General features: G+C 47.9%; 21 protein-coding genes. 13 read left to right on the top strand and 8 right to left on the bottom strand.

Annotation, left to right across the window (positions count from 1 at the left end; all coding sequences use genetic code 11):
- Nucleotides 1-1,047: 1,047 nt before the first annotated feature.
- Genes ACP7FG_RS05765 through ACP7FG_RS05750 form a run of 4 tightly spaced genes read left to right on the top strand, consistent with a single transcriptional unit; the run spans nucleotide 1,048 to nucleotide 7,734 of the window.
- A complete protein-coding gene (locus tag ACP7FG_RS05765; RefSeq protein ID WP_439225815.1) occupies nucleotides 1,048-1,410 on the top strand; it encodes a hypothetical protein in 363 nt (120 codons plus the stop codon).
- Nucleotides 1,403-3,664, top strand: a complete 2,262-nt coding sequence (locus ACP7FG_RS05760; protein WP_439225814.1) for a hypothetical protein — start codon at nucleotides 1,403-1,405, stop codon at nucleotides 3,662-3,664. The genes ACP7FG_RS05765 and ACP7FG_RS05760 overlap by 8 nt, the downstream gene beginning before the upstream one ends.
- Nucleotides 3,661-6,546: a tyrosine-type recombinase/integrase gene (locus ACP7FG_RS05755; protein WP_439225813.1), complete on the top strand. Its 2,886-nt coding sequence runs from the start codon at nucleotides 3,661-3,663 to the stop codon at nucleotides 6,544-6,546. The genes ACP7FG_RS05760 and ACP7FG_RS05755 overlap by 4 nt, the downstream gene beginning before the upstream one ends.
- 3 nt (nucleotides 6,547-6,549) lie before the next feature.
- Nucleotides 6,550-7,734 (top strand): hypothetical protein, encoded by a 1,185-nt coding sequence (locus ACP7FG_RS05750; protein WP_439225812.1) that lies wholly within the window; start codon nucleotides 6,550-6,552, stop codon nucleotides 7,732-7,734.
- A gap of 48 nt (nucleotides 7,735-7,782) precedes the next feature.
- Here the strand turns inward: ACP7FG_RS05750 and ACP7FG_RS05745 are convergent, their stop codons facing one another.
- From ACP7FG_RS05745 to ACP7FG_RS05720, 6 genes are all read right to left on the bottom strand, one after another.
- Nucleotides 7,783-7,938, bottom strand: a complete 156-nt coding sequence (locus ACP7FG_RS05745) for a DUF4113 domain-containing protein (RefSeq protein WP_439225811.1) — start codon at nucleotides 7,936-7,938, stop codon at nucleotides 7,783-7,785.
- A 201-nt stretch (nucleotides 7,939-8,139) separates the two neighbouring features.
- Complete coding sequence (locus tag ACP7FG_RS05740) at nucleotides 8,140-8,610, bottom strand: hypothetical protein (protein WP_439225810.1); 471 nt, start codon at nucleotides 8,608-8,610, stop codon at nucleotides 8,140-8,142.
- A gap of 240 nt (nucleotides 8,611-8,850) precedes the next feature.
- On the bottom strand, nucleotides 8,851-9,432 hold the full coding sequence (locus tag ACP7FG_RS05735) for a DUF6448 family protein (protein WP_439225809.1): 582 nt from the start codon (nucleotides 9,430-9,432) through the stop codon (nucleotides 8,851-8,853).
- Between the two features lie 215 nt (nucleotides 9,433-9,647).
- The gene (locus ACP7FG_RS05730; RefSeq protein ID WP_019677804.1) at nucleotides 9,648-10,787 is read right to left on the bottom strand and encodes a helix-turn-helix domain-containing protein; all 1,140 of its coding nucleotides are present in this window, start codon (nucleotides 10,785-10,787) and stop codon (nucleotides 9,648-9,650) included.
- Nucleotides 10,778-12,103, bottom strand: a complete 1,326-nt coding sequence (locus tag ACP7FG_RS05725) for an ATP-binding protein (protein WP_019677803.1) — start codon at nucleotides 12,101-12,103, stop codon at nucleotides 10,778-10,780. Before ACP7FG_RS05725 ends, ACP7FG_RS05730 begins: the two co-directional genes overlap by 10 nt.
- Nucleotides 12,093-12,758 carry a response regulator gene (locus tag ACP7FG_RS05720; protein WP_019677802.1) on the bottom strand — a complete coding sequence of 222 codons (666 nt, stop codon included), beginning with the start codon at nucleotides 12,756-12,758 and terminating at the stop codon, nucleotides 12,093-12,095. The genes ACP7FG_RS05725 and ACP7FG_RS05720 overlap by 11 nt, the downstream gene beginning before the upstream one ends.
- Before the next feature lie 179 nt (nucleotides 12,759-12,937).
- Here ACP7FG_RS05720 and ACP7FG_RS05715 point away from each other — a divergent pair, with 179 nt between their 5' ends.
- The 6 genes from ACP7FG_RS05715 (at nucleotide 12,938) to ACP7FG_RS05690 (ending at nucleotide 20,333) form a co-directional block, all read left to right on the top strand.
- Nucleotides 12,938-14,254 carry a ferredoxin reductase family protein gene (locus tag ACP7FG_RS05715; protein ID WP_020833792.1) on the top strand — a complete coding sequence of 439 codons (1,317 nt, stop codon included), beginning with the start codon at nucleotides 12,938-12,940 and terminating at the stop codon, nucleotides 14,252-14,254.
- 76 nt (nucleotides 14,255-14,330) lie between these two features.
- Nucleotides 14,331-14,711 carry a PepSY domain-containing protein gene (locus tag ACP7FG_RS05710; RefSeq protein WP_019677800.1) on the top strand — a complete coding sequence of 127 codons (381 nt, stop codon included), beginning with the start codon at nucleotides 14,331-14,333 and terminating at the stop codon, nucleotides 14,709-14,711.
- 126 nt (nucleotides 14,712-14,837) lie between these two features.
- Nucleotides 14,838-15,239, top strand: a complete 402-nt coding sequence (locus ACP7FG_RS05705; RefSeq protein WP_372520616.1) for a DUF2271 domain-containing protein — start codon at nucleotides 14,838-14,840, stop codon at nucleotides 15,237-15,239.
- 19 nt (nucleotides 15,240-15,258) lie between these two features.
- Nucleotides 15,259-17,478 (top strand): PepSY domain-containing protein, encoded by a 2,220-nt coding sequence (locus ACP7FG_RS05700; protein ID WP_052816346.1) that lies wholly within the window; start codon nucleotides 15,259-15,261, stop codon nucleotides 17,476-17,478.
- A gap of 75 nt (nucleotides 17,479-17,553) precedes the next feature.
- Entirely contained in the window at nucleotides 17,554-18,306 is a 753-nt protein-coding gene (locus ACP7FG_RS05695; protein ID WP_439225808.1) for a VIT1/CCC1 transporter family protein, read from the top strand.
- Nucleotides 18,307-19,520: 1,214 nt separating this feature from the next.
- Nucleotides 19,521-20,333 (top strand): hypothetical protein, encoded by an 813-nt coding sequence (locus ACP7FG_RS05690; protein WP_439225807.1) that lies wholly within the window; start codon nucleotides 19,521-19,523, stop codon nucleotides 20,331-20,333.
- A 175-nt stretch (nucleotides 20,334-20,508) separates the two neighbouring features.
- Here the strand turns inward: ACP7FG_RS05690 and ACP7FG_RS05685 are convergent, their stop codons facing one another.
- Nucleotides 20,509-20,934, bottom strand: a complete 426-nt coding sequence (locus ACP7FG_RS05685; protein WP_439225806.1) for a bifunctional diaminohydroxyphosphoribosylaminopyrimidine deaminase/5-amino-6-(5-phosphoribosylamino)uracil reductase RibD — start codon at nucleotides 20,932-20,934, stop codon at nucleotides 20,509-20,511.
- A 29-nt stretch (nucleotides 20,935-20,963) separates the two neighbouring features.
- Nucleotides 20,964-21,542: an HD domain-containing protein gene (locus tag ACP7FG_RS05680; RefSeq protein WP_439225805.1), complete on the bottom strand. Its 579-nt coding sequence runs from the start codon at nucleotides 21,540-21,542 to the stop codon at nucleotides 20,964-20,966.
- A 185-nt stretch (nucleotides 21,543-21,727) separates the two neighbouring features.
- Between ACP7FG_RS05680 and ACP7FG_RS05675 the strand changes: the two genes are divergently transcribed.
- The 3 genes from ACP7FG_RS05675 (at nucleotide 21,728) to ACP7FG_RS05665 (ending at nucleotide 24,334) form a co-directional block, all read left to right on the top strand.
- Complete coding sequence (locus tag ACP7FG_RS05675; RefSeq protein WP_439225803.1) at nucleotides 21,728-22,501, top strand: type IV toxin-antitoxin system AbiEi family antitoxin domain-containing protein; 774 nt, start codon at nucleotides 21,728-21,730, stop codon at nucleotides 22,499-22,501.
- Nucleotides 22,502-22,507: 6 nt separating this feature from the next.
- Nucleotides 22,508-23,470, top strand: a complete 963-nt coding sequence (locus tag ACP7FG_RS05670; protein WP_439225802.1) for a nucleotidyl transferase AbiEii/AbiGii toxin family protein — start codon at nucleotides 22,508-22,510, stop codon at nucleotides 23,468-23,470.
- 126 nt (nucleotides 23,471-23,596) lie between these two features.
- Nucleotides 23,597-24,334, top strand: a complete 738-nt coding sequence (locus ACP7FG_RS05665) for an endonuclease/exonuclease/phosphatase family protein (protein WP_439225801.1) — start codon at nucleotides 23,597-23,599, stop codon at nucleotides 24,332-24,334.
- Nucleotides 24,335-24,348 lie beyond the last annotated feature (14 nt).

The following is a 24,348-nucleotide window of genomic DNA, read 5'->3' as shown; positions in this document are numbered from 1 at the left end:
TTGTTTTTCCGACGCCCTGGGAAAACGAAAAGTGTTAGTGCAACTGCAGCGATTAAGGCAAATGGTGCGGCACCGATAAAAACCGCTTCAAGAGTACTCATATCTCAGCTTCCTCCACCACAACAACCGATTCAAATAGCTTAGCTTAACACTTCAGAAACTGTAAGAGCTTTTTGCCCTGCCTATTTATTCCTAACTAACCTAAAGCCCTACAGCATCATCATGAAAAAGTGTTGGAATGAAACTGGGGGGACTGGTTAAAGCGGTAAGAATTAGCCATAGAGCAACAAGTAATAGCGACGGTTAGCCGCCATTAGAGCTTTTTAGCCTTAGAATCTAATCAAGAGTCATATCTAGAGTATCATTTGACTTGGTGGGTAAATGCTTCGTTGAATTATGCCAACCGAAAAAAAGGCTATTTCTAAATCCTTAATAAGTCATGTAATCAACTTGGGAGCGTCACCAGAAATCTGTCTTGGTGTATAAGATCTAGTCAAAAGTTAACTGTCTACGACTGGACAGCCGGAAAAAGGTCTCTCTGCGAAAATTTCTTCTCATGTTTCCGCGTTACATTATTAAAAAGCAAGTTTAAATAACGTTGCGATTAAGTATTTTATTCATGTTTTCATAGAATATTTCGTTATAACTGGCTTAGATTACAAGGATTTTGGGAATTAACTTAGTTTTCAGCTGGTTATGGAGTTAGCGATGAATTTTATATGTTTCTACACGATACTTGCCATCGTGTAGAAACATATACTTTTGATGGTATTTTGTAAAAATAACTAGAAGTTAGTCAAAAGTTTTGGTTTTCAGTGATTGATCCTACTTAGAAGCATTGTTAAATCTGTATCTAGTGAAATTCGGAGGGCTGTGTTAATGAAGGTTGAGATTTCAGAGATAAGTGTTTTTGACTTCGATATTGGTGCAAGTCTAGCAGGGAGGGCAGAGAAGCTTGTTTGCGAGCTTTTGGAGAATTACTCCGAAAGCTTTATTAAAAGATTATTGAAGTCGACAAGGCTCTCGTGCATTAACGGAGATTATTATGTGTGCGATAACGTTGCGCTCATTAAAGCGCTGCATAAATTGTACCCGCGCTTAAAAGCTGACTTTAAAGTCAATAAAGTTCAGTCTGTTGACGAAGCGAGAGACCTCGCTATCGACTCTTTGATACTCGACTCAATATTGTCATTGAATGCGATTGAAGTTTGCTCTTTTGAGACTTTCGCACGAAAAAGTGAGCGCAAACTTTTGAGCAAAAACGCATACGCAAGAGTGTTATCTAAAGACAGAACCGCGACGAACAAGCATGACTATAAATTTCGGCCAGTTTCGCTGATAGCTCCAGAGTATCAAGAGGTAGACCTCGAAGAGGTGGTTGAGAGCGTACCGGAGTTTAAAAATGCATAGTAAAGCCGCGCTGGAATCAATTACGCGGCTATTCAACATTCCGTCAGGCTTCAGCGTAAGCGATTATTCTGGCCGCGTGTCTTTATTTATCGACTGTCTACTTCAAACAAAGCTCTGCAGTTTAGAGCTTACTGAAACTCTCAGAAGTGCTCTAACTGAGCTTCAAAAAGTCGACTGCGAAAGCGAAAAGCACTATCAGCGCAAAGACTTGTATTCATACCTTAAAAGTCATCCTTTATTTTCCACGTTAATGCTTATCAATGAGAGTGAAGAGTCGGCTGAGAGCATGCGCTTGTTTATGCTATTAGCTCGTTTGTTTTTGCTCAGAGAAAGTGACGACTACGATGCTTTTCTTCAGTTTTATAAATGTTTTTTACACGACCGAAAATCTGGTGTGGAGCTGACTTTTGATTTTTTACGCGATGCAACGAGTGATGAATTGCATGTTGAGCTTGAAAAAGTAGCTGAATTAAAGGGAGATTCAGCATTAACTGAGTTTGGCCGCTTCATGACGACCCGAAAGTCTCGGGCCCGGGCAGGTAAAAGTAATGGCCCACTAAGTAAAGCAAATGAGCATGAACACACGCTCATTGAGTCAAATAGTGAGTCAGTGAGTTACTGCGAGATGAGTGACGAATTGGGTCGTGAGGAAAGTGCATATTTAAAGAGAGCGGCAAAAGTTGCACTAACAGACGAGCAGGAGCGACATAAGTTTAAAAGAAAAAAAGCGGGGCTGCGGAATGCCCTTTATAACAGCGCGTTAAATAGCGCTTGGTCGATGAATGCAGCGACTCCGGCCGAGCTGGGAAAGCTACTTGATGCATTGACCCCAGCCGTTCACGACGGACAGTTTAGCCAATTGAAAAAAGAGGAAGCTGGTTTTTTAAGTATTTTGTTTCTAAGGCTGTTGGTTGGACAGCAGGCGAATGATCTTATCCTGAACAACCTCGCCGCAAAAACAAACATTAAAGACGCAGAAGATCCTGTTTTGTCGTATGAGCTTGATAGACAAAAGCGTCACGTCAGTGCAAAGCTGACTTTAAATGCTGCGCTGCTTGAAACGCATGAGCCTACGACTCGAAAATTTCACTACGTCCACAACACGCGCATTACGTTGCAGCTTCCGTTTCCAATGCAACAGGTTCTGAATGTCGCTATCCGAAATATCACTGCGTCAAAGCGACATGATGAAACTCTGTTGACAGCGCTGGAACTATCCCAGAACGATTACAATAATCAGCTGAACCGACTGCTTACAGCGTCATTACTTAAAAAACGAGGCATAACTAGACGAGCAGTAGAGAGTAGTTTTGAGCACTTTGCTGCTGAGCACTTACCGCAAACCTTTCGTTCATTTCTAACAGGGAAAGCCAGCGTTCAAAGTCATTACATATCAGCTGAGCGGTCGTTAATAGAGCAAACTACGCAGAAGTTATGGCTTCAATTTTGTGAACGTATTGGGTTTGAAAAAATAGCTATTACGGCTGCAGAAAGTGCATCAACACTTGGCTCACGCTTTGCGTATCACGACGACGTGGGCTCAAAAATCACATTGCGCGAAGAAGCTCTTTCAGCACTGCTAAGTCAGCTAGCTAATGAACCTGTTGCCGATTACTCGTCGCTTGAAAATATGGTGGCCTGTTTAAAAACAGCCGCCTTTTATATCTATTTGCGTGTTGCATCGAGCGTTGGCTTAAGGCCGGTGTCAGGGCCATTTCCTTCTATTGTGCATTTTAATAGAAGCCTTGGCGCTATGTCCGTGTCGGATAAGCGAGCGCATCATAGCGAGGAGCGGCGTCTTATCGTGCTGCCTAGCGCTCAGGTTGAATTAATCACTGCGTTTCAAAACGCCGCACGAGTACTGTCGCGGCAGTTACAGGTTGATGAGCCGCAATCGATCGTTATGGACTTCAATGCAGATACGTTGAGCTGGGAGCAATTTTCACCAAGTCACGTTAACCAACTACTGCAGCAGAGAGCAGGGCAGCCTCTGATTAATCATAGCTTTAGACACTCGGCGGCGCGCCGCTTTTTATATGAAAATTTAAACTCAGAAACGTTTAAGCAATCAGAGCTCGACTTATTGATGAATCATAGTCGCGCCGGTGTCAGTAGTTTCAATATGCACAGCTTGGCGAGTTTGAATGACATCGTTAAGCAACAGAGAACTCGTATCGAATCATACGACAATGAGTTTGAGCGCGACGATGCGAGAGTATTAAACAAGTTGACGGCTTTGAGGGTGGCGTTATGAATATCGAGCTCGCCTTTTTTGTCGATGCGTTGTCGGGTAGCGACACTTCGGTTCGCAAGCACGCTTCCTTTTGTCTTGATCTTCTGAGCCAGCATTGCGACCGGGCATTTGATGCTACACAAAAGATCGGGAAACGGTATTTTGTTGAAAAAGCGCGAGCGATTTACCTAAAGGCTGAAATGGACTCAGAGCTAGAGGCACTGTCTATTAGCTTATTTTCTCTTTACGAGAAGTGTGCAAAGAGAAATCCAGCCTTAGTACCGCCGGCTCAATATTTGCCTGTCACAAATTTTAGACCGGTGTTATCAGAGCAAATGCCGGTTTTTTTTCTGCAGGAGAAACTGGATTTAGTGCTTAATGAACAGCTTTCTTCTCCGGCTAGGTTAACGACTACGTCTCGCTGGATGATGCACGTACTGCATTTGTCACGAAGCTTAGCCTTAACGAGCTTAGATGCCATTAAAACTCTGATTGAGTCTCGCGAAGAGGAAATTTACATATTAAAAGATGCGTCGCGAGCGCTAGTGAATATAAAAAGCAATACGCTCATGTTAGATGCTTCTGCACTGTTGCATTTGAAAAAACTAAGCAGCTTTGAGCAACACAAGCAATACGTCAAATCTATCGAGAAGTGTTTTTCGCAGTGGTTAAGAGAAGCATTTACGCTTATTACGGAGTTAAATACTGGTGAACTATCGCTAAGACACTGTCTCGACGCATTGAGTTTTGAAACGCGAGCGCCGGCGCTTGATGCGTATTCTGAGATGACGAATACTTTGCCTACTAACAGACTCGTTAACCTTGCTACGAGAGTTCCAGTTTCAGTTTCAGTGGAAGCGACTCAAAAGCGCGCGGCCAGGCGTAGCATGAAGTCCTATTCTTTTATTAATAAGCTCTCAGAGTCGGCGACACAACATTCGAAATTGGCCTTCGATATTTCTTTGAATAGTCGTGATTTACAGCTTCTCACCAATCTCAGAGCATCACTTAATGCTTTTAAAGAGAGACAGACGAACGAAAAAAGAAATTCAAATCATTTCAAAAAAACAAAAGGCGAGATGCTATCGCTACTTGAGCAGTTAAATGATGAGCAAGTTAGTGCTGTTTGTGCGTTAGTTGCAACTTATTGTACTGACTTATTTCTATATGGCTCGCCTCACAAAGAGCGCCTTGCTATCAACACTGTGACGACTTACTTGTCGACGCTGATGAGTTTCTCAAAAGCCGCATTATTTGAAGAGCAACTACTTGTCAGTGCCCAAAGCAATGACGTTGAACTGAGTGATTTAACAGGGCTGGTGGCTGATACGCTCAGCGATTTAAACAGTCCAGACAAGCAATCCACCGTGATCAACTTTTTACAGTACGTCTACCAAAACTCACTAGTGAAGCTGTTTGACGCAGAAGAGCTTGAGTATCTAGGCGCCGGCGTTTTTGGAGAGCGGGTTTCATATATAAGTCCGGAAGAGTTTGATAATGCGTGTGCTGAGTTTCTATCAGACGTTGATAGCTCAGAGCGCTTGCAAGCGGTCCACTTCGCACGAATTGCCTATGCGCTCGGGTTAAGAAAGCAAGAAGCGTTGCTACTCGAATGTGACGATATCGATTTTGATACTGAGTGCGCTTATGTGACTCGAGTGCACAAGCGAAAAACCATACGCGCGTATCGCAGAGTCGCTCTTTGCTTTATGAAAAGCAGCTGGGTGATTGAGCTTCAAGATTATATAACGAAGCGGAAGCAGCATGGGCGAGACAATGTGTTTGATAACCGGGTGCTGTCGGTTACGCTTCAGTCTCTCATTACGCTCATGAGAAAGCACTCATGCGATGATGAATTTGTTGTGCACTCGCTTCGTCACAGTGCGGCTAACAACATACTGTTTCAGCTTGTGTTTGCGTCTATCAATGAGTTCGAAACGATAAGGTTGCGTTATGCGTTTCTAGCCCATGACATATTTTCAGAGGCGCAAAACAAGCAGGTAAGAGCAAGTCTGGAGAGTATTGGCAGAGAGGCGTCTTTAAGTCAGCCAATACTCGATATTATCGCATCCCAATTCGGTCATGTAAGCCCCGCGGTCACAGCGCACAATTATTACCATCTTCTCGAGTTTTTACTTTATGAAATCAACCCAGAGCGACAGCGAGCGCTGAGTTCATCGCAGCTGCTAAATCTTCTACGAGAGAACAATCACAAGTTTGATGTGAAGAAACGGTATGAAAAGTGCCTGAATGGTGCTGAGGTTGAGTCACTTTTGTTTAAACTCGCGGTAAGAGGGCTAAATAGTCAAGTTGTGAGTATCGCAACGGCGAAGCAAACAGGTGAATTGCATGAATCCAGTCAACTGTCATTTAATGACTATTTAAACGGGCTCGTTGCTTACAAAAAACAAGGTCATGAGTTTAGCCTGTCCAACTCTCTTATCGACCATTTTAGCTCCAGCTCTGAAGCGCTTAATGCCGACTTTCTTGAAGACATTAGCTCAAGGGATTATGCGGTTTGGCACCGCTTATTCGAGCGTATTACTCGGGTGAATTGGAACTCGAAAAACCTGCGTGCATTAAAAGTACTCGTCTATGCTATCGAAAAGGGGGAGGTGACCGAGTATCGGGATTTGAGTCGATATCTTCGCGCGCTCAGACTGCTCGGATTAAATAATATGACCTTGATTGTTTATGTTGGTGAGAGTTCTAAACAAATAGAGCGGTGGCATGAATTAATAGAAAGTGAAGGGCATAGTTTAACGATGAAAGGCGATAGTTCGATTAAGCCAGCTTTACAGCCAAAGCCATATGCACTGCGCTGGACGCCTTGGCCAAAGCTCGCTGGCATCCGCTTGCTTATCGAGAGCTATGCCAATTATTTGCACTCGGAGCTGGAGTAACAAATGGACTTATACTTTGAGCGTAAAGAGCTGTTTGAAAGTTTAGAGTTACTTATTCAGTGTGCGAGTAAATTTGCTGAGGACAATATCACCCGTGAGCACTTTGTTGCGCTTGTAGTAAACCCTAACTCCTTAGGCGTAACGTTAACAACGCATGTGCAGGCTCAGCCGGCGCAAGCTTGCTGCACTTTAAAAGTAATGCACCTTAATAACGAGAAAAACTTATCTATCGAGGTATCAGCACTCGAGCTTAAAAACATCTTAAGTAAAATATCTTCGACGGAATTCGTAAAGCTCGCTTTTAATGTAGATGACGATGCGATTTTGATTACGGCTGCTATGAATTCTGATGATGATCTCTTTGAGAAAGGGGAGTTTGCAGAAGCGCCACAAACAACACGTTACTATGTAAGCTTCAAGTCGCTCTCAAACCGCGTTGAGTACGACTTAGAATCGCCATTGTTAGGAAACTCCAAATTTAATCTGTCAGCTGCTGAAGCAATATTGCTTTTCAACGCATGGAAGGCAAATAAAGAAATCGCTGGCCTTAACGCGCGAACTGTAGCTTTAACATCTACGTCGCTTTATTCCGCTTATTTTTTTGCGCCACTAGCTACTAATACAGGAGCTCCATCAGCGGTCTGCGTTTTGCAGATGGATGCACTGAGAGTGCTTTCAAAAGCCGCTATTTTATTAACGAAGCAAACAGAGCCAGTAAAAGCTATATTTTCTCAGAATCATGTGTATTTATATACTCGAACGACTATCGTAAAAGTAATTAGCGCTGACGCGTCTTTACTCCCAGCTAGCACGAACTTTAGCGGCTTTGGAGAATGCTCTGTGACGGCCAAAAGAGCGGATATTGCTCAGGCAATAGACAACGTTGATATTAGTAATACCGCTGCGCAAACAAACCTTTATCTTCGTTTTAAAGAAAGTGACAACATAGAATTTGAGTTAACTTCAAAGCATGCAAGAGCGAAAGACTGTTTTGCGCTATCGCAGGTTGAGATTTCCCCAAGAGGCGATGTCTTGAAGTTTTCTTTATCTCATTTAAAAGCTGCGCTAGAGCTTTTAGATGATTGCAACCTTGTTCGAATAAAAGGCTTGGATAAAGAACAGCCACGAGCGTTAGTCTTAAGTGACTCAAAAAGCGAACGACAAGTCTTATTGCCCTGCCGCTCTTAGTAAAGCCTTGACGTAAAGAGTACTTGCTTTTAAGCCAAGAATTTTAACTTACCGTACCTTAGGTATATCAGCCCAGCGCGTTGTGTAAGACGGCGATAATCGCTCGCGCTTCATCTGCCAATCTTGCGTTTTCTTTTGTGATGCAAAATACACGCTACCGGATTTAGTCCGGTTGAGCTTATCAAGCACCTCCACTTGACCCATTTTAATGGAAATCTCATCGATGTCATGGTCCTATTTTTGGGGGAGAGGTCAATCCTCTATAAGGTTGCCGGGATATGACGTCTCCCTTCTCAGTCGATTATTTTCCTTGTTTTGCACGTGTTACAGATGTGGCTTTCAAATATGTTAGAAATGCAAAATCGAAATCAATCCAGTTTTCAGCAGTTTCAAACATTTCAAAGTTCAATGTGTTAAAGGTTGCCAGTCTGAGTCTTCAAAATAAGCGGGATACTCATCTAATGACTGAATGATAAGAACAACACCTTGCTTTTGATTATGAGCAGACTTCATTTGCTCTACACCGCGCATTATTTTCGCAAGGAGGATATGGAGCTGAGCGTCTGCCTGCGGTTCTAGTTTGCAGTTTTTGAACATAAAATTTAAATGGTCATTTAAGCTTCGCGCCAATTCTTGATATTGAGTAGTAGAAAACTGATTATTATGAATCGCTTCTAAGTTTATTTCTATTTCACGTTTGAGGCTCGTCATCCCGATGTGCAGACTCTCATCAATAGTCCATCTTTTACCGTGATTCAACGCTAATTCAAGCTTGTGAGTTTGAGCGTCATGCTCATGCTCTTGTGCCTTCACAATTGAAAACTGTAAAGTATTCAAAGCTCCAATAAACGCTACGATATAAAGTATCTTTTTCATATTCATCTCCCGAATAAAACAATTTACGATTTAACCAACATTTGCTCGTATATCGACATCTTATAGTACGCCGTTGAGCAAATACTGTTCTCGATCAATAAGTACATTGGTTTTGTATCTTCATCCAAGCGTATTTGTAGCGTTGTAGTCCTCTGAAAATTCAGCCGAAGGCGAAACTGGAAATGACTACAACGGCAAAGCAGGCCGTCAGCCTGCTTTGCGTCTGCGTGAAGATAGGAATTAGTGCCCCTGCCCTCCAGCAGCGCCATGCACGCCCTCTATATAGTGAATGTAATTGACGTAGTCAGCGACAAAGGCACGCCCCTTATCGCCGCTTTGATCAGCCATGGCCCTTGCACGCTGAGCCTCATGATAACGCTCACGAATACCGTTCTCGATCTTGCGGGTTATATTTGCCACGAGGCGATCAATTTGCCCGTTTTCCAACGCCGCATCCGCCGCCATTAAACCCGGATCAATCTGTCCGGAAGGCTTGATGCCGGTAAAGGGTGCGCCTTCGGAGGCACGATGAACCTCAACGAGCGTCGAGAACAGATGCTGATCGGCAATGTTTTTCGCAGTTTCGCTTTGCCCGCGGACTTGGCGCACATCGGCGAATACCCTTTTGATTTCGGCCTCATCCTTTGCCGGCACCCATTTGAGCAAGGGCTTAACATTGCCTGACTCCAGTGCCGCACGGGCTTCGGTAATCACGGGACCGTCCAGAGCATCACAATGAGCTTGGGCGCTACCGGCAAACATCAGGTTGAAGATTGCTGCGGCCACTGCAGGAACAGCGGTTTTGCTTAATTTGGTTTTCATACATAACCTCCTCATATTGCGTTGAGCTTCACGAGCACCGGGTTTGGTGACGCTTAGCAACCAGAGTACGGAAGGCAGGCCAAAGAATCGTTCGCAAGTACGAAACCGAACCGATTCCATGGTTTAGAAATAAAATATATAATTCAAAAGGATAGAGGTTTCAGTATCGGGTGAGAGCGTACTCGAACGCCGGGTAGCCAGGTTCAGGATCGTGGCTAGGGTCGGATATCGCCCTGCAGGGCTCGTCGGCGATATTCACTGGGGGTAAATCCTGTCTCTTTCTTGAAAGCAGTGTTGAATACGGACTTCGAGTTGAAGCCAGAGTCATACATAGTTTGCAGAATATTTGCCTGATTGGCTGCATCGGCCAGGCGCGATTTCGCCTCGTCGATGCGATAGCGACTGACGAACTCAAAGAAATTGCAGCCAAAGCCTTGGTTAATGGCCCGTGAAACCTCTCTTGAAGGGGCGCCCAATTTCCGTGAAAGTTGTTCCAGGGTCAGGTTGGGGTGCAAGTGGGGCTTTTCCTGGTGCATTAACTGTTGGAGCCTGACCTTTAAAGTTTGATCAAACTGCGGCGTGGGCTCTTCTTCCAGCAAGGCGGCCTGGTCTGCTGCCAATCCAGAGAAAACAACGGGTTGGCGAAGAGAGTTTATCATCAGAAAATTGATGAAAATGAAGCCCGTTACAGCGCCAGCGCCGGCCACCCACTCGGTTCCAGGCACGCTTCTAAACACATGCGCTGTAAGGCAGTACATCATGCTCACGGTCCAAGCCACTGCATAGCCGATCAGAAGCGTCCGTAACCACGCAAGTTGTTTGTTTTCAATACTCGAGAAAATCTGTCGAATACCAAGGCCGAAACGGTTAATCGCACGAATAGTCGCGTACAGGTAGCCCAGAAAGACCGCGTGAATAGCGACTGCAAGAAGGGGAGAGGTAAGTACGCCCGGGTGGTCCCGTTCAAGCAGAATCTGAACTTTGGTCTCGCTTGGCTGTAAATAATATTCAATCAGAAAAATTGCGCCGACCACCCAGAAGAGCAACGTGTGCACGAGATGCTTCCCGCGTAACTGGAAATTCTGATACATCAGCGATTGCGCATATAGATAGAGCGTGCCGGCTTGTAGAAGTCCGATGAGTGTTCCGAGGTAGGCGAAGTTTGGGTACTGGAGCGCAAGCCCGCTGCCATAGAGGAAGATCTCTCCCAGCCCGGCGGCGAAGAACACCAGAGTGGCAACCAGGAGTCGGTTAGATATGAGCCCACTGTTGGATGGAAGTAGGAGAAAAACGGCAAGAGCCAGCGATTGAATGATGCTCGTCAGCAGCACAATGTCGGTGAGTGTCAGATACATGCCAGATTCAGCTCCGCTTCAAAACCATCCTGCCGTCCTGTTGCCGGCGATCTGAGATGCAGGGTCATGCCGGCACCTTTAGCAATCGCATCGGCAATCGCGAGGCCCAGGCCAGAACCTGCAGCGTCCGTTTTGGCGCGTGCAAACCGGTTTCTTAAAAGAGCGAGCTGTTCCGGTGGCACTCTTGCACCGCCATTGCAGACCCTTAAAACCCCATTATCGTTCAGGTTGATCTTCACCGGCTCGCTACGGGAACCATGCTTAAGGGCATTCTCGATCAGGTTACGCACCAGGATGGCGAAGGCATCGGGATCAAGAAAGGAGTTCACTTCGCGCTCCGGCAGGGATAAAACAACTCGCCCGGGTGCCTGGGCCTCAAAATCCCGGGCAATCATCGCGAGGATGGGCACAAGATCCTGCTGGCTTTGTGAGAGTGCACCGCCACCTTCTGCTTTTGCCAACTCGAGCAGTTTTCCGGACAGCACCGAGAGACTGCGTAACGCTTCTTCAATTTCTGCAACATCATTCTTGAGATAATCATCGGGCATTCTGGTTTTCAGTCGCTGCACTTTGGCAAGCGCTGTTGCCAGGGGAGTTCGCAGTTCATGGGCACTGTTGGCGGTAAAGCTGCGTTCTGATTCGAGAGCACGATGCAAACGCTCAAGCAGCCGGTTGATGGCACCGGCGATTGGTTCAAATTCACGGGGTAACTGCTCTTCTACAACAGGGGACAGATCTCCCGCGCCGCGGGATTCAATGTCTTGCTGAAAATCGACCACCTTACGAAGGGAAAGCCGGACAATCCACCAGACACCCAACAGGCTGACCGGAATCAGCACCAGTAAAGGCAACAGTAAGGCTAATCCCGCCTCCAAAGCGGATTCACGCCGGTGCGCCAAGGGTTCGGCCACTTCAAGATAGATGGTATAGCTGACTGCAGATACGCCATATAGCCGGTGGGTCAGAGTATCTGAAAACCCTTCCGCGGGGGTCCTGCTAAACACGCCAGGGTCGGCATCGTGGGACTGGAGCAGAATATTTCCAGCTTCGTCCCGTACCAGATAGGTCAGGTATTCGTCATGGTCTTTCAGGGCTGGGGCCTTTTGATTGCCCGCGCCGTTCTCACGGTTCAGGATGTCGGTGACCGCCAGTGGCAGTATGCGCTGGGCGGTTTCTTCCAGGGCACTGTCGAAGACCTCGTTCATTTCATGCTGTGCCACCAGTCCCGAAGCGGTCACGCCCAACAGCCAGAGTAGGGTGACACCGAGTGTCAGGCCGATACCGAGTGTTTTTTGCAGGCTGGTTCTAGTGGTCATGTGTTTCCAGGCGATAGCCCATTCCCCTGACGGTTACGATAGCGTCCCGCCCCAGCTTTTTACGCAGACGGCTGACATAAACTTCGATGGTGTTACTTTCGATTTCGGCCCCGAAAGCGTATAGACGATCCTCCAGTTGCGATCGCGATAACAGCATTCCGGGTCGCTGGATAAAGCCCTCAAACAATGCCCACTCCCGTGCCGTAAGTTCTACCGGCAGGCCGTTGCGACTGATGCGGTGATCGCCAAGATCAATCATCAGCTCGCCCACTTGTATGATCGGGCTTGGATTGCCGCGATATCGGCGAGCCACCGCGGCCACGCGGGCCGACAACTCCGAAAGATCAAAGGGTTTGACCAGGTAGTCGTCAGCACCGGCATTCAATCCTTCAATCCGGTCAGACACCTGATCCCTGGCAGTAAGAATGATCACCGGTGTTGTTTTTCCGGTAGCCCGGAGTGTTCGCAAAAAGCCCAAGCCATGACCGTCGGGGAGCATCAGGTCCAGCAGAATCAGGTCGTAGGGTGTGGTCCTGACACTCGCCTCGGCAAAGCCCAGCGTTTGCACCCAGTCCACAGCGTGGCCGTCGTCCGCAATCTGATCCCGGACCGCCTCGCCCAATCCCACCGTATCCTCCACCAAAAGTACCCGCATCGTTCACCTCTGACCCAGCCCTGGAATCAAGATACTACAGCTCAAACTACAACTCAAACCTGACAACAGCCTGAATGGTCAATAACGCTTCGATCTCTCTTCACCGACCTTCAGCTGGCTGTCAGGTTTGGGCGCTAGCCTTCGGGGGAATATTCCAGGTACCGATCGCAGGAGATGTGATGATGCGGATGATTTTTCCTTTCGTTGTGTTGGTTTTGGGCCTATGGGCCTGGAACCTCTTTGCAGGTCCTGGGGCCGGTTCTCCCTGGGCAGTCTATGACCAGAGCCTGCTGCTCAGTGGGCTGTTATCCATTGCTCTGATGTCACTGACCATGATGCTGGCTCTGCGCCCAGCCTGGTTAGAGAGACCGCTGGGCGGGTTGGATCAGATCTATCGCACCCACAAATGGGCGGGCATTCTGGCAGTGGTATTCGCGGCAGCTCATTGGCTGATTGAAATGGGTGACGATGTTATAGAGTCGATTTTCGGAAAGGCCGGCAGGCTGCACGATCAGGATTATTCCGGGTTCATCGACACCATGCGCGATGCTGCGGAAGAGGTAGGGGAGTTCGCCGTCTATCTGCTGTTCGCCATGCTGTTGATCACTTTGTGGCGCAAGTTTCCCTACAAATACTGGCGTTATTTGCATCGCGGCATGCCGGTGCTTTATCTGTTGCTCGCTTTCCACGCGGCGTGGCTGACTCCGCTGCAATGGTGGCAGCAGCCAATCGGACTACTGATGGCCATTTTGCTCTTTGGCGGGAGCATCGCCAGCGGGCTATCTCTGACCGGCAGAGTTGGTCGTCGTCGCCAGGTTCGCGGCATGGTCACCGCGATCAAAACACCAGACCGGGACGTCACCGAAGTTACCTGCCACATGGGGCCGGCATGGCCCGGTCACCGTGCGGGGCAATTCGCCTTTGTGACCTTCGACCGGATTGAGGGTGCGCACCCGTTCACCATCGCCAGTGCGGATCGGGAAAATGGCACTGTTACCTTCCTCATCAAATCCCTCGGAGACTTTACCCGCAATCTGAGCCAGAAAATCAGCGTGGGGCAAACCGTAAATATAGAAGGCCCTTACGGCTGTTTTAACTTCGATCGCCGCAACCGCAAATCCCACCAGATCTGGATAGCCGGTGGCATCGGGATCACGCCGTTTCTGGCCTGGCTCGAAGCTCTAAGCAGCGCCACCGACGCCACCGTGCCTGAAGCCGATCTGCATTACTGCACGCGCAACGCCGGCCAGGATCCCATGGTGGATCGACTTCGGGCGCTTTGCGATGGCTTTCCCGGGATACACCTCGAGATTCATGACAGCAGCAAGGGGCAGAGGTTGTCTGCCGAGACGTTGTCTACCAACGGACGCTCGGCAGCAGGCGCAGAGGTCTGGTTCTGCGGCCCGGCAGGGCTGGGGGAAGCCATTAGAAACGGCTTGCGGGCAGCACCCTTCCGCCTGACTCGCTTCCATAAAGAAGCTTTTCAGTTCCGCTGAAATGGCCTCGTTTGTTCAGGTCGTTGTCAGGTTAGCGCCTTAGAGTGGATTTAACACAACCAGCAGGAGAGACACCATGAAGACCAAACCCATTATTCTGAGCCTGTCTTTGTTACTTCTGAGCGGCACCGCACTGGCCGATGACGACTGCGATGATCCGGTGGCGAGTTGGCAGCCCCGTGAAAATCTGCGTGAAAAGCTGGAAGCCGAAGGCTGGACAGTTCACCGAATAAAGGTTGACGACGGTTGTTATGAAGTCCGGGGCCTCGATGCCGATGGGGTCAGGGCAGAAGCCTCTTTCGCGCCCGCTTCATTGACCATGATGAAATGGGAGCGTGAAGACAGTGACGATGAGGAGAGGGACCGCGGCAACAGGAAAAATGGACAGGACAATCCCAAAAGTCAGGCGCCACGCAACGGCATCGTCAAGGGGCGTCCCACGGTTACCGTTGAGTAACTGAGCGAATTTGCCCTGTTCCTTTAACGTTCATCAGGTTTTTGGAGACCATTTATGAAAACGTTTGTTCTCACTTGCAGCCTTTTCGCCGCCTTGGCTTTACCGGCATTCGCCCAGGCCCGTGACGTGACCTTCACTACGGAACTACAGAATTACGGCGGCGATGGAGCCTATCTGGCGCTGTATCTTACCGATGCCGCCGGAGAGTATCAGGGTACCCTTTGGGTTTCCGGGAAGAAATCTAAATACTACAAACACCTGGGAGGCTGGGCCCGGGGCAGTGGGCTTGATCCTGCAGAGTATGACGGCTTGACTGGCGCCAGTGTTACCAGTGGCCGCACGCTGAAAGTGACTCTGAACCTCGATGATTCGCTGATCGACAACGGCTATGAGGTTCGAGTCGACTCTGCTGTTGAAGATATGCGCGATATCAGAGCCGATGTGATAGCCCCCCTGACCACCGAAGGGTCCGGAAAGCCGGTTTCAGGACGTGGTTACGTGCGCGCTCTGACCTACGAGCTTCAATAATCCACCGGGAGCGTCGGCTATGTTGCGCAAGTTCCACAGCTTACCGGGCCTGCTTACTGGTTTGCTTCTGATGGTTCTCTCAGTCACGGGTGCTGTGTTGGCTTTGGCGCCGGTGCTGGAAAGAGCCTCAGCGGTCATTCCGGCTTCCGGTGAAATCAGTATCGCCGAGCTGGCTGACCGGATCGTTGCTCACTATCCGGGGACTGAGCAGATCGTGCGAGAACCTTCTGGCAAGGTCATTGTGTATTACAGCCATGACGGCCAGGCCGGTGCGGATCTGGTGAATCCGGTAACAGGTGAGGGCACCGCACCCTACGAACCTTCCGCATTTTTTGGCTGGGTCAAGGACCTGCACCGTGCGTTTATGCTGGATGATGCCGGTAGAGCGCTGGCCGGCGTATTAGCTGCTTTGATGGTACTTCTGTGTCTTTCGGGAATATTGTTGATAGCCCGGCGTACCGGGGGTTGGAAGAATATACTAAGACCGCTTTCCGGCTCAGGCGGGAAACGAATCCATGCCGAGCTGGCCCGGTTTGCCGTGCTCGGCCTACTGTTATCCGCACTGACCGGTAGCTATATGTCGGCACAGCGCTTTGGTTTGCTGCCGGAAGCGCCTGACACAGGGCCAGGGTTTCCGGCTGAGGTCTCGGGCGGGCAACCATCGCCTGTGGGCACCTTAAAAGCGCTAGGCAATTTCGATCTTGGCGAACTCCGGGAACTGGTGTTTCCCTATCCCGGTGATCCGCAGGACGTCTATTCGCTGTCAACCGCCGGCGGCTCCGGATTCGTGGACCAGGCTACGGGCGAGTTGCTGCAGTTCCAGCCGCGCTCTGACAGCGGCGTATTGCAGGACTGGATTGTACGTTTGCACACCGGTGAAGGCCTATGGTGGCTTGGCCTGATTCTTGGCGCTGCGGCACTGACTGTGCCAGCTCTCTCGATAACAGGTGCAACCATCTGGTGGCAGCGTCGCCGGTCTTCAGGGCAGCTTCCTGACAACGCCGATGCCGCTCAGGCGGATACAATTATTCTGGTCGGCTCCGAAGGTAATGCCACCTGGGGATTTGCCCAGGAACTCCATAGCAGCCTGAATAAGGCCGGTTTCCGCGTGCATTGCAGCGAGATGAATGCCCTGGCTAAGCAGTATCCGCAGGCTTCCAGGCTGTTCGTGCTGACTTCGACATACGGTGATGGTGATGCACCCGCATCGGCCCGGCAGTTTATGGCCAGGCTCAAAGAATTCCGGGCTGAGAAGAACCTGCGATACACGGTACTGGGTTTTGGTGACCGGCAGTTTCCGAACTTCTGTCAGTTTGCCTTGTCGGTGGATGCTGCGCTCGCCGGTAAAGGCGTCAGCCGTTTGCACGCCATTGAACTGATTGATCGGTGTTCTGCCTCGCAATTCAGTGAGTGGGGAAACCGGGTTGGTGAGGTTATCGGTACTCCGCTTTTCTTGAACTACTGTGCATTGCAGCCAGCAACGGTCAAACTGGAACTGGTAGAAAGGGCGGATTACGGGATTGCGGTTCAGGCGCCCACCAGTATCTTCCGGTTCAAACCGGCGGAGCAGGGCGGATGGCTAACGGCTTCTCCAAGAAGATTTAAAGCGCTGCCACCGTTCGAGGCGGGAGACCTTTTGGGGGTTATTCCCCCACACGGTCAACCCCCGCGGTTCTACTCGCTCGCGTCCTCGGCAAATGACGAAATTGTTGAGATATGCGTCCGTAAGCAGGCCGGCGGTCTTTGCTCCGGTTATTTGCATGACCTCAAGCCGGGTGATTGTATCGATGGCTTCATCCGCCCCAATCCAGGCTTTCGGCCAGCTACCGGTAACCGACCAGTGATTCTTGTCGGTGCAGGTGCCGGGATTGGTCCGTTAACCGGTTTCATCAGAAACAATACCAGTTGCAACCCTATGTATCTGTACTGGGGCGGTCGCGATGCCAGGTCAGATTTTCTCTACCAACCTGAGCTTGGGCGCTATCTTGAGGATCATCGACTGAGCGGGCTGAACACAGCCTTCTCAAGAACAGACGAGCGCGCCTACGTGCAGGATAAGCTCAAACAGGATGAATTAGCCGTGCGACAGATGGTTAACACCGGTGCGCAGATACTGGTCTGTGGTGGCCGGGATATGGCGGCGGCTGTGCGGCAGGTTATAGAAGACATTCTCAAACCCTTGCACATCGATATTGAAACTCTGAGAGGCCAGGGACGTTATCTTGAAGATGTATATTGACAGATAAAGTGACAAGGTCGAACTGAGCCTATAATCCCAAAGCACCAAATCGCGTCCTGAACAGGAAGCTGAAAGATGCCATCCACAGAAAATGAAAGACTGCTCAGCGAGCACCAGCCTAATGCCGTTCGTGCACGGCTTGCTGGTCCCGTTAAGGCCTCGACGCTACCAGATGCTGTGCTTGGCGGCATCGATGGCTGCGTTACAACGTTTGCGGTTGTATCGGGTGCGTTCGGCGCAGGTTTCTCGCCACAGGTTGCGTTGGTACTCGGCTTTGCAAACCTGATTGCAGACGGCTTCAGCATGGCGGTAAGTAATTACGAAGCGGGCCAGGCGCAGTTGAATCAGATCAAATTTGCTGAACGCACAGAACGTGAACATATCCGTGCTGTGCCAGAAGGTGAACGTGAGGAAATTCGCCAGCTGTTTCAGGCGAAGAGATTCGACGGCGAATTGCTGGAGCAAGTAGTGGAGGCTATCAGTCGTAATCCCGATGTGTGGGTAGCAACCATGTTGCGAGAAGAGTACGGACTCTCGGGTGCCGGACTCAGCCCACGCCGAGCCGCGTTGACTACCTTCGCCGCATTTTTGTCGGTTGGTGCTTTACCTTTACTGCCTTATGCCATCCCGGGTATGGAGAGTCAGATTCAGTTCCTGACGAGTCTTGGTTTGGCAGGCGTCGTCTTCTTGGGTATCGGAATGCTTAAAAGTATCGTCTATGGCTTACCAGCAATGCGATCAGGACTCCGGACTTTGATCATGGGTACGGCCGCAGCGGGGCTGGCGTTTGCTACTGGGCATTTTGCGCAGGGGTTATTGGGGGGTTAGTTCTTCAGCGGTGAATAGACAATTTAACATAATATTCCCCTAAGAGCTGATATTCATTCGCGTACCCGCTATTGGAATTAACGGCGGATTTCTCGCTCTGTTCGCCCAATGAGTGTAGTTGCAGAATTGAATTTTTAAAGCACAACTCATGCTGAAATGAAAATTATTTAGCAAGGGCCAGTCGTCGACTAATTACTGCGCAACTTTATGAATTGTGGAAAAAATGGTGTCGATATCATTGATGCCAAAGGCTTAGCGTACAATTTTTTCCGTTTCGTGAACTGACCCCAGTTAAGGCAAAAACGAATACGTAATTCTATGTGGCACATCATTGAATAGATTAAACAATTTGAGTTAGAGAAATTTCGAGGCTCGAGATTTCTCTGTTTTACAAGGATTAAAAAATGTCTATAAGTTCAGAAAACAAAAGGTTTTTTTACATATTTTCCGTAATGATGCTCGCGTTAACTTTACTATCGGGGTGTGGCTCTGATACCGATGATACGGGCTTTATCAAATTCTATAATGCTTCTGAGAACTCCCCGAAAATTTATCTAACCGTAGATGAAGATCTAAATAGTGACGACGATGACGAAGTAGAGAAGTGTCTTCGCAAAATCGAGTCAACATAATAGCAATTCGACGGTAGGATTTTTTACGCTCGCTCGTATTTTTAGGTAAAATATGGTGGAATTTTTTCCACCTAAAAACTCAGATTTTTCCGGCGATTAAGAATTTTTTGTCGCGAGGCAAAGGTCAAAAATTGAAATTTCGAAGTCGATATTCTGTGACCAGTTTTGTCATTAAACGGTCTCAAAAGTGTTGATTTCGACGCAAAATATAAAGTCAAAACACCGCTTAACCCCTTGCCACGCCTAGCTTCAACGATTTACCACCGAACCCGTGACTGCCCTCCGGAGGCAGAGGTCATAGGTTCGACTCCTATCGGGTGCGCCATTTCTGCAAGACTTTCCTTGATAGTAACCACTTACACAATCAACAGTGTGTCCAGCAAAGTACAGTCGTCGATAGCACTTAACCCTTGGTTGACAAAAGGTTTATTGATATGAATATTCTAACGCTAATGGCAACTGAAACTGACGGCGGTTCTCAAGTTTTTAACATTTAGAAATAGAAACGCGTATCGGGACGTCAGATTTTGACCGATGAAATAAAGGCATATACGCGATGAATAAAGAAAGGACTTCTAATATATGAAACTATCAAAACGTTTGTTTCTCTCAACAATGCTGGTCTCACTTTTCTCAGCAACTGCTACTGCTGCAAATGATCAAAACAATACTGACGACAATACTATCTTTAATATTGACGGTTATCACCTAGACGCAGAGCGCGCAGTTTTGGGCCACTGGCTCGGAGAGCCAATTATGAAGAGCGTTGAGAGCTACGGTATTAATAAAGTGGATACGGCAATTGTATTTGCTGAAGAGACCGATTTAATGAAGCTTACTCAACAGGTCACTGACTCTACCATTGATACTAACCATGACGTTCAGGCAATTCATATCTATGGCGAAGGCTTTAATAATGGGGTCGTAGATAAAGTCACTGGGTATAGCATACTTGTCAAAGATGACAGCTCTGCCGAGGGCTTCCGTATGGATACTTATAAAGTCAAACATGACGGCTCTTATAAACTATTTAAACCTCTTTCAGGAAGCGTCGTAGGCGCAATGGATTGCAACTCTGCTGCTACAGCTGCAGTCGTTTTTGGTCGAGCCAATAAAGATTTGGTTGCGATGACAGTCGGCAAAACTCATTATGATGAAAAGCCCGTTTCTGAATCTAAGTTCTCCAGCTATCTGTTAAATACCAGTATCGGCTTTGCAATGCAACGCAGCCAAGGGAGCCCCGTTTTCGAAAACACAGCAGTCGGTACCAGCTCTGTCGGTGGAGGAACTGTAGAGCCTCAAATGCTACCACAAGAGTATTGCGGCAACTCATCATCGTGTGACCGAGGCGACGACAGTTGTAATGTGTTAGATGGCGGTACATGTAACAATTAGTCGGTTACAGCGTGGCCAGCCTGGCAAAGTAGGCTGGCTACCAGATCCCCGTTAATTTTGCGAGGTCGCGGTGAATTTCCAAGACGCATCTTTGACTCTTGAGGCAGAGGTTATAGATTCGACTCCTACCGGGTGGGCCACTTTACAGATCTCAAATTGAGGGCACTTAAGCTGTTTACGACTTTCCTAAATAAGGAGTTAAAAATCCAGCCACTATTTTGGCACAAAGGCCAACTTCAACTCTTACGCCGCCCGCTTTTAGTATTTCAGCGCCTTTACCATTGTTTCTGATATCCGGGTCAAGCATTGCTATAACCACATGCTTGATACCCGAAGCGAGAAGTGTGCTTGCGCAAGCAGCAGTTCGTTCGACAAAAGAACAAGGTTCTAAAGTAACGTATGCAGTAACGCCGCTTAGGTCCCCTGAATGAGCATTTAAAGCCTCTACTTCTGCATGACTTCCACCAATGGCTTGCGTAAAGCCCTTGGATATTATCTGGTCATCTTTAACCAGCACATACCATACGGGAGGATTCGGTTCACAGTGGGGAAGTGCTTGTTTGGAAACTTCCAAAGCTTCCAGCATGAATTTTTCAGACATTTGAAACCTTAAACCTTAGTTTAACTGGTTTACTTAAGTATGCCGTCATCAACAGCAGTCTCAAGTTTATTGCGCATGACAGACCAAAGCGCTTCGCTGCCGTTCTCAATTCGTTGGTTTACGGAAAACACCTTATCTTTCGTAATTCCATGTGCCTTCCAGCTGTGTCCGTCACCATGAATATTATGAAGCAGGGGTGGCACCCTATCTACGGCCTTAGCGAATTTCGAATCTGCGGTTTCACCGGCTTCGAATTCATTCCATAGCTCCATGAGTTCATCTTCCATGCCATCGGGCAAAATGCTCAGAATTCGTTTAATAGCGGTGGCTTCTTTACCTTTTAGCTCATTCGTTTCGCTGGCATAAATAATGGTGTCACCAGCGTCTATTTCACCAAGGTCGTGAATTAGAAGCATTTTGATCACGCGCTCGATATTTACCGGTTCATTGGCAAAATCTTTTAGCATTAAAGCGGAAAGGCAAACGTGCCAGCTATGTTCCGCTGAGTTTTCGTAGCGTTCAAATCCCACGGGTTTCGTTTTGCGCTGTACTCCTTTTAATTTTTCTATCTCAACTATGAAATTGAGGATTTCTTCTATTTGCTTCATTTGGCCACTCCACTTAAATCGCTAAAGGTGTCTAGTAAAGCCCAAGAAAAGGTTTATAAAAATATAATAATACGTCAATAATTAACGTATTAAGGTATTTTTGCAAACTCATTGGTTTGACTAATGTATTATACACGTCAATAATTAACGTGTTTTAATAATACTGTAAACTCAAAGAGCATCACATGTTAAATCATGAAGCAGCTAGAACGCTAAAGCAAAAACTTCCTCTCAGTATGGTAGCAACGAAACGTTGGCTACAAGAGCAGGGGTTGAGTTTGCACTACATCGACAACGCCGTTCGAAGAGGAGCGTTAATTGCTGCTAAGCCTGGGGTCTATTATCGCGAGGAAGCGCAGCCTACCTGGCAGGGTGTTGTGGCCTCACTGCAGCGAATGGTCAGGTTCCCTGTCCATATGGGAGGGCTAAGTGCGCTAGCGTTACATGGTGTAAGCCATTACGTAAATAGAAGTGGTAAGCCTATAGTTGACTTATACTCTCCCGACAAGCTTCCAGCATGGATCAACAAAGTAGATGTGGATGCTAGTTTTGAATGGCATGGAACGAAGCGATTGTGGCCTGAATCACTCATGCGCGACCAGCGCGTTCTCCGTCCTTATGAATGGTCAAAAGGTCTGCCGGAAGTAACGTATTCGTGTGTTGAAAAAGCCTATCTGGAAGTACTCAACGAGGTGCCTAAACATATCAGTTTTGAGCATGCTGATGCTCTGCTTCAGGGGTTGCATAACTTATCACCCCGGAAGTTAGATACGCTGCTAACGTACTGCCTTAATGTAAAAGTGAAACGGTTATTCTTTTGGCTAGCCGAGCGCAATCAACAGCCCTGGTTTAAACATTTAGTGCCAACAGACTACGATCTAGGCTCAGGTAAAAGAGCTATCGCGGTAAATGGTCGCCTGGAAAGTAAATGGCAAATTACGGTTCCCAAGGAGATGTAAATTATCATGGATAGAAATAGCGTTTATTATCGCCAGGTTCAGCTGCTTATGCAGGTGCTACCATTTGTTGCGGCTCATCACTGTTTTGCGCTCAAAGGCGGTACAGCGATTAACCTATTTGTCAGAGATTTTCCAAGGCTGTCGGTTGATATTGACCTCGTCTTTTTACCTATGATGGATCGGGGTGAGGCACTTCAAATGATCACAAGTCATCTGGAGCAAATAGCAAAGAGCCTTACCGCAGCGCTGCAAGATGTGACTGTCATACGCTCATTTGAAGTTAAAAAGGACGCGCTCCGTTTATTGGTGGAGCGTGATGTTGGTGGTAGAAAGGTTCAGATAAAGATAGAGCTGTCACCTGTTCTTCGAGGAACGGTCTACGAATCAAACGCTTTAAGTGTTACTGAAGCGGTTGAAAATGAATTCGGATTCGCAGAAATTTCAGTAGTCAGTTTTGCCGACCTCTATGCTGGTAAAATTTGCGCTGCTCTCGATCGGCAACATCCTAGGGACTTATTTGACGTCAAACTACTCTTGGATAATGAAGGCCTCACTGATGATATTCGTAAAGCGTTAATTGTTTATATGATCAGCCACCCGCGTCCTATTTCGGAATTATTACGACCCAATTTCAAAGATATTGCTGCCCTTTATGAGGGGGAATTTAAGTCGATGGCGGACATTGATGTCCCGCTGGTGGAGCTTATGGCTGCGCGTGAGGAAATTGTAAAACGTATGCATGCGACATTTACTGACGAGGAAAGGTCGTTTCTTTTGACGTTTAAGTCACGCAAACCGGATTGGTCATTACTCGGAATTGCGAATGTTGATCAGCTGCCAGCTGTTCGTTGGAAACTGAATAACCTCCAAAAAATGAGTGAGGAAAGGCACCGGATAGCTTATAACAAACTTAAGGAAGCTCTCACTCGGCCACTAAATTTGGATTCGACTGCCTGTAAGTTTGATTAAGAAAGGCGTTAGCAGCCCAGTCGCAAAAAGGGTGAGCTTTAACCCCATAATAGTTTAGGGATGTCAGTATAGAACCATCGATGCCAAGATAACGTAATAAAGGTTGGTTATTAACGAGGCGAGCGTGTGCTTAAACCCAAAGTTTTGTTTCCTCAGCAGTTTATTCACAAACACCCTATTCATCATGGGGAAGAGTTTGGCGTGCTGTGTTGGAATACGCAAAAACTGACCGAGAAGCCAGATTTTCAGCGCACTTTAGCAAGCGTTTTAACAGACTATCCGAGTTTGTTTTTGTTACTTCAGGAGGTGAAGCTGAGTGCAAAAAATAATTGGCTGCTGCCGAGCTGGTCTTATGCGGTAGCGCCGAATATGCAAACCCGGCGCTCTGTGTATGGTGTTCTTACGGCAAGCGGTTATGCGTTTAAAGAAGCTCAGGCTCGACTGAGCAGCAAGCGCGAAGGCATGTTCGCAACCCATAAAAGTTACATGCTCTCTCATCATTCGCTGGCAGAGGGCGGCTCACTGCTGGTCGTCAATGTCCACGCGATTAACTTTGTTCGTGCGCGCCAGTTTTCACAAGAAATAGAGCTTATCAAAGAAGAAATACTAGAACATAAAGGACCGCTTATTGTGGCGGGTGATTTTAACGTGTGGAGCCGCCAGCGCCGGCTAAGCTTGCTGCGGTTCTGTCGCAGTGTGGGTCTTCGGCAAGCAATTATGGTCGACCCACATCATGTTAAGGCCTACCGACAGCATCCGCTCGACTTCATCTTTTATAGGGATCTCACACTGCAAGAAACAATAGCGATTGATACCAGTAAAGTGTCTGATCACAATCCGCTTTATGCGCGATTCAGGCTATAGCGACTCAGGGTCGG

It is taken from the genome of Idiomarina sp. ST10R2A5 (assembly GCF_051842325.1).
GTDB lineage: Bacteria > Pseudomonadota > Gammaproteobacteria > Enterobacterales > Alteromonadaceae > Idiomarina > Idiomarina abyssalis.
The sequence above is the reverse complement of the archived record's forward strand: the minus strand, read 5'-3'. Positions and strand labels throughout refer to the sequence as shown.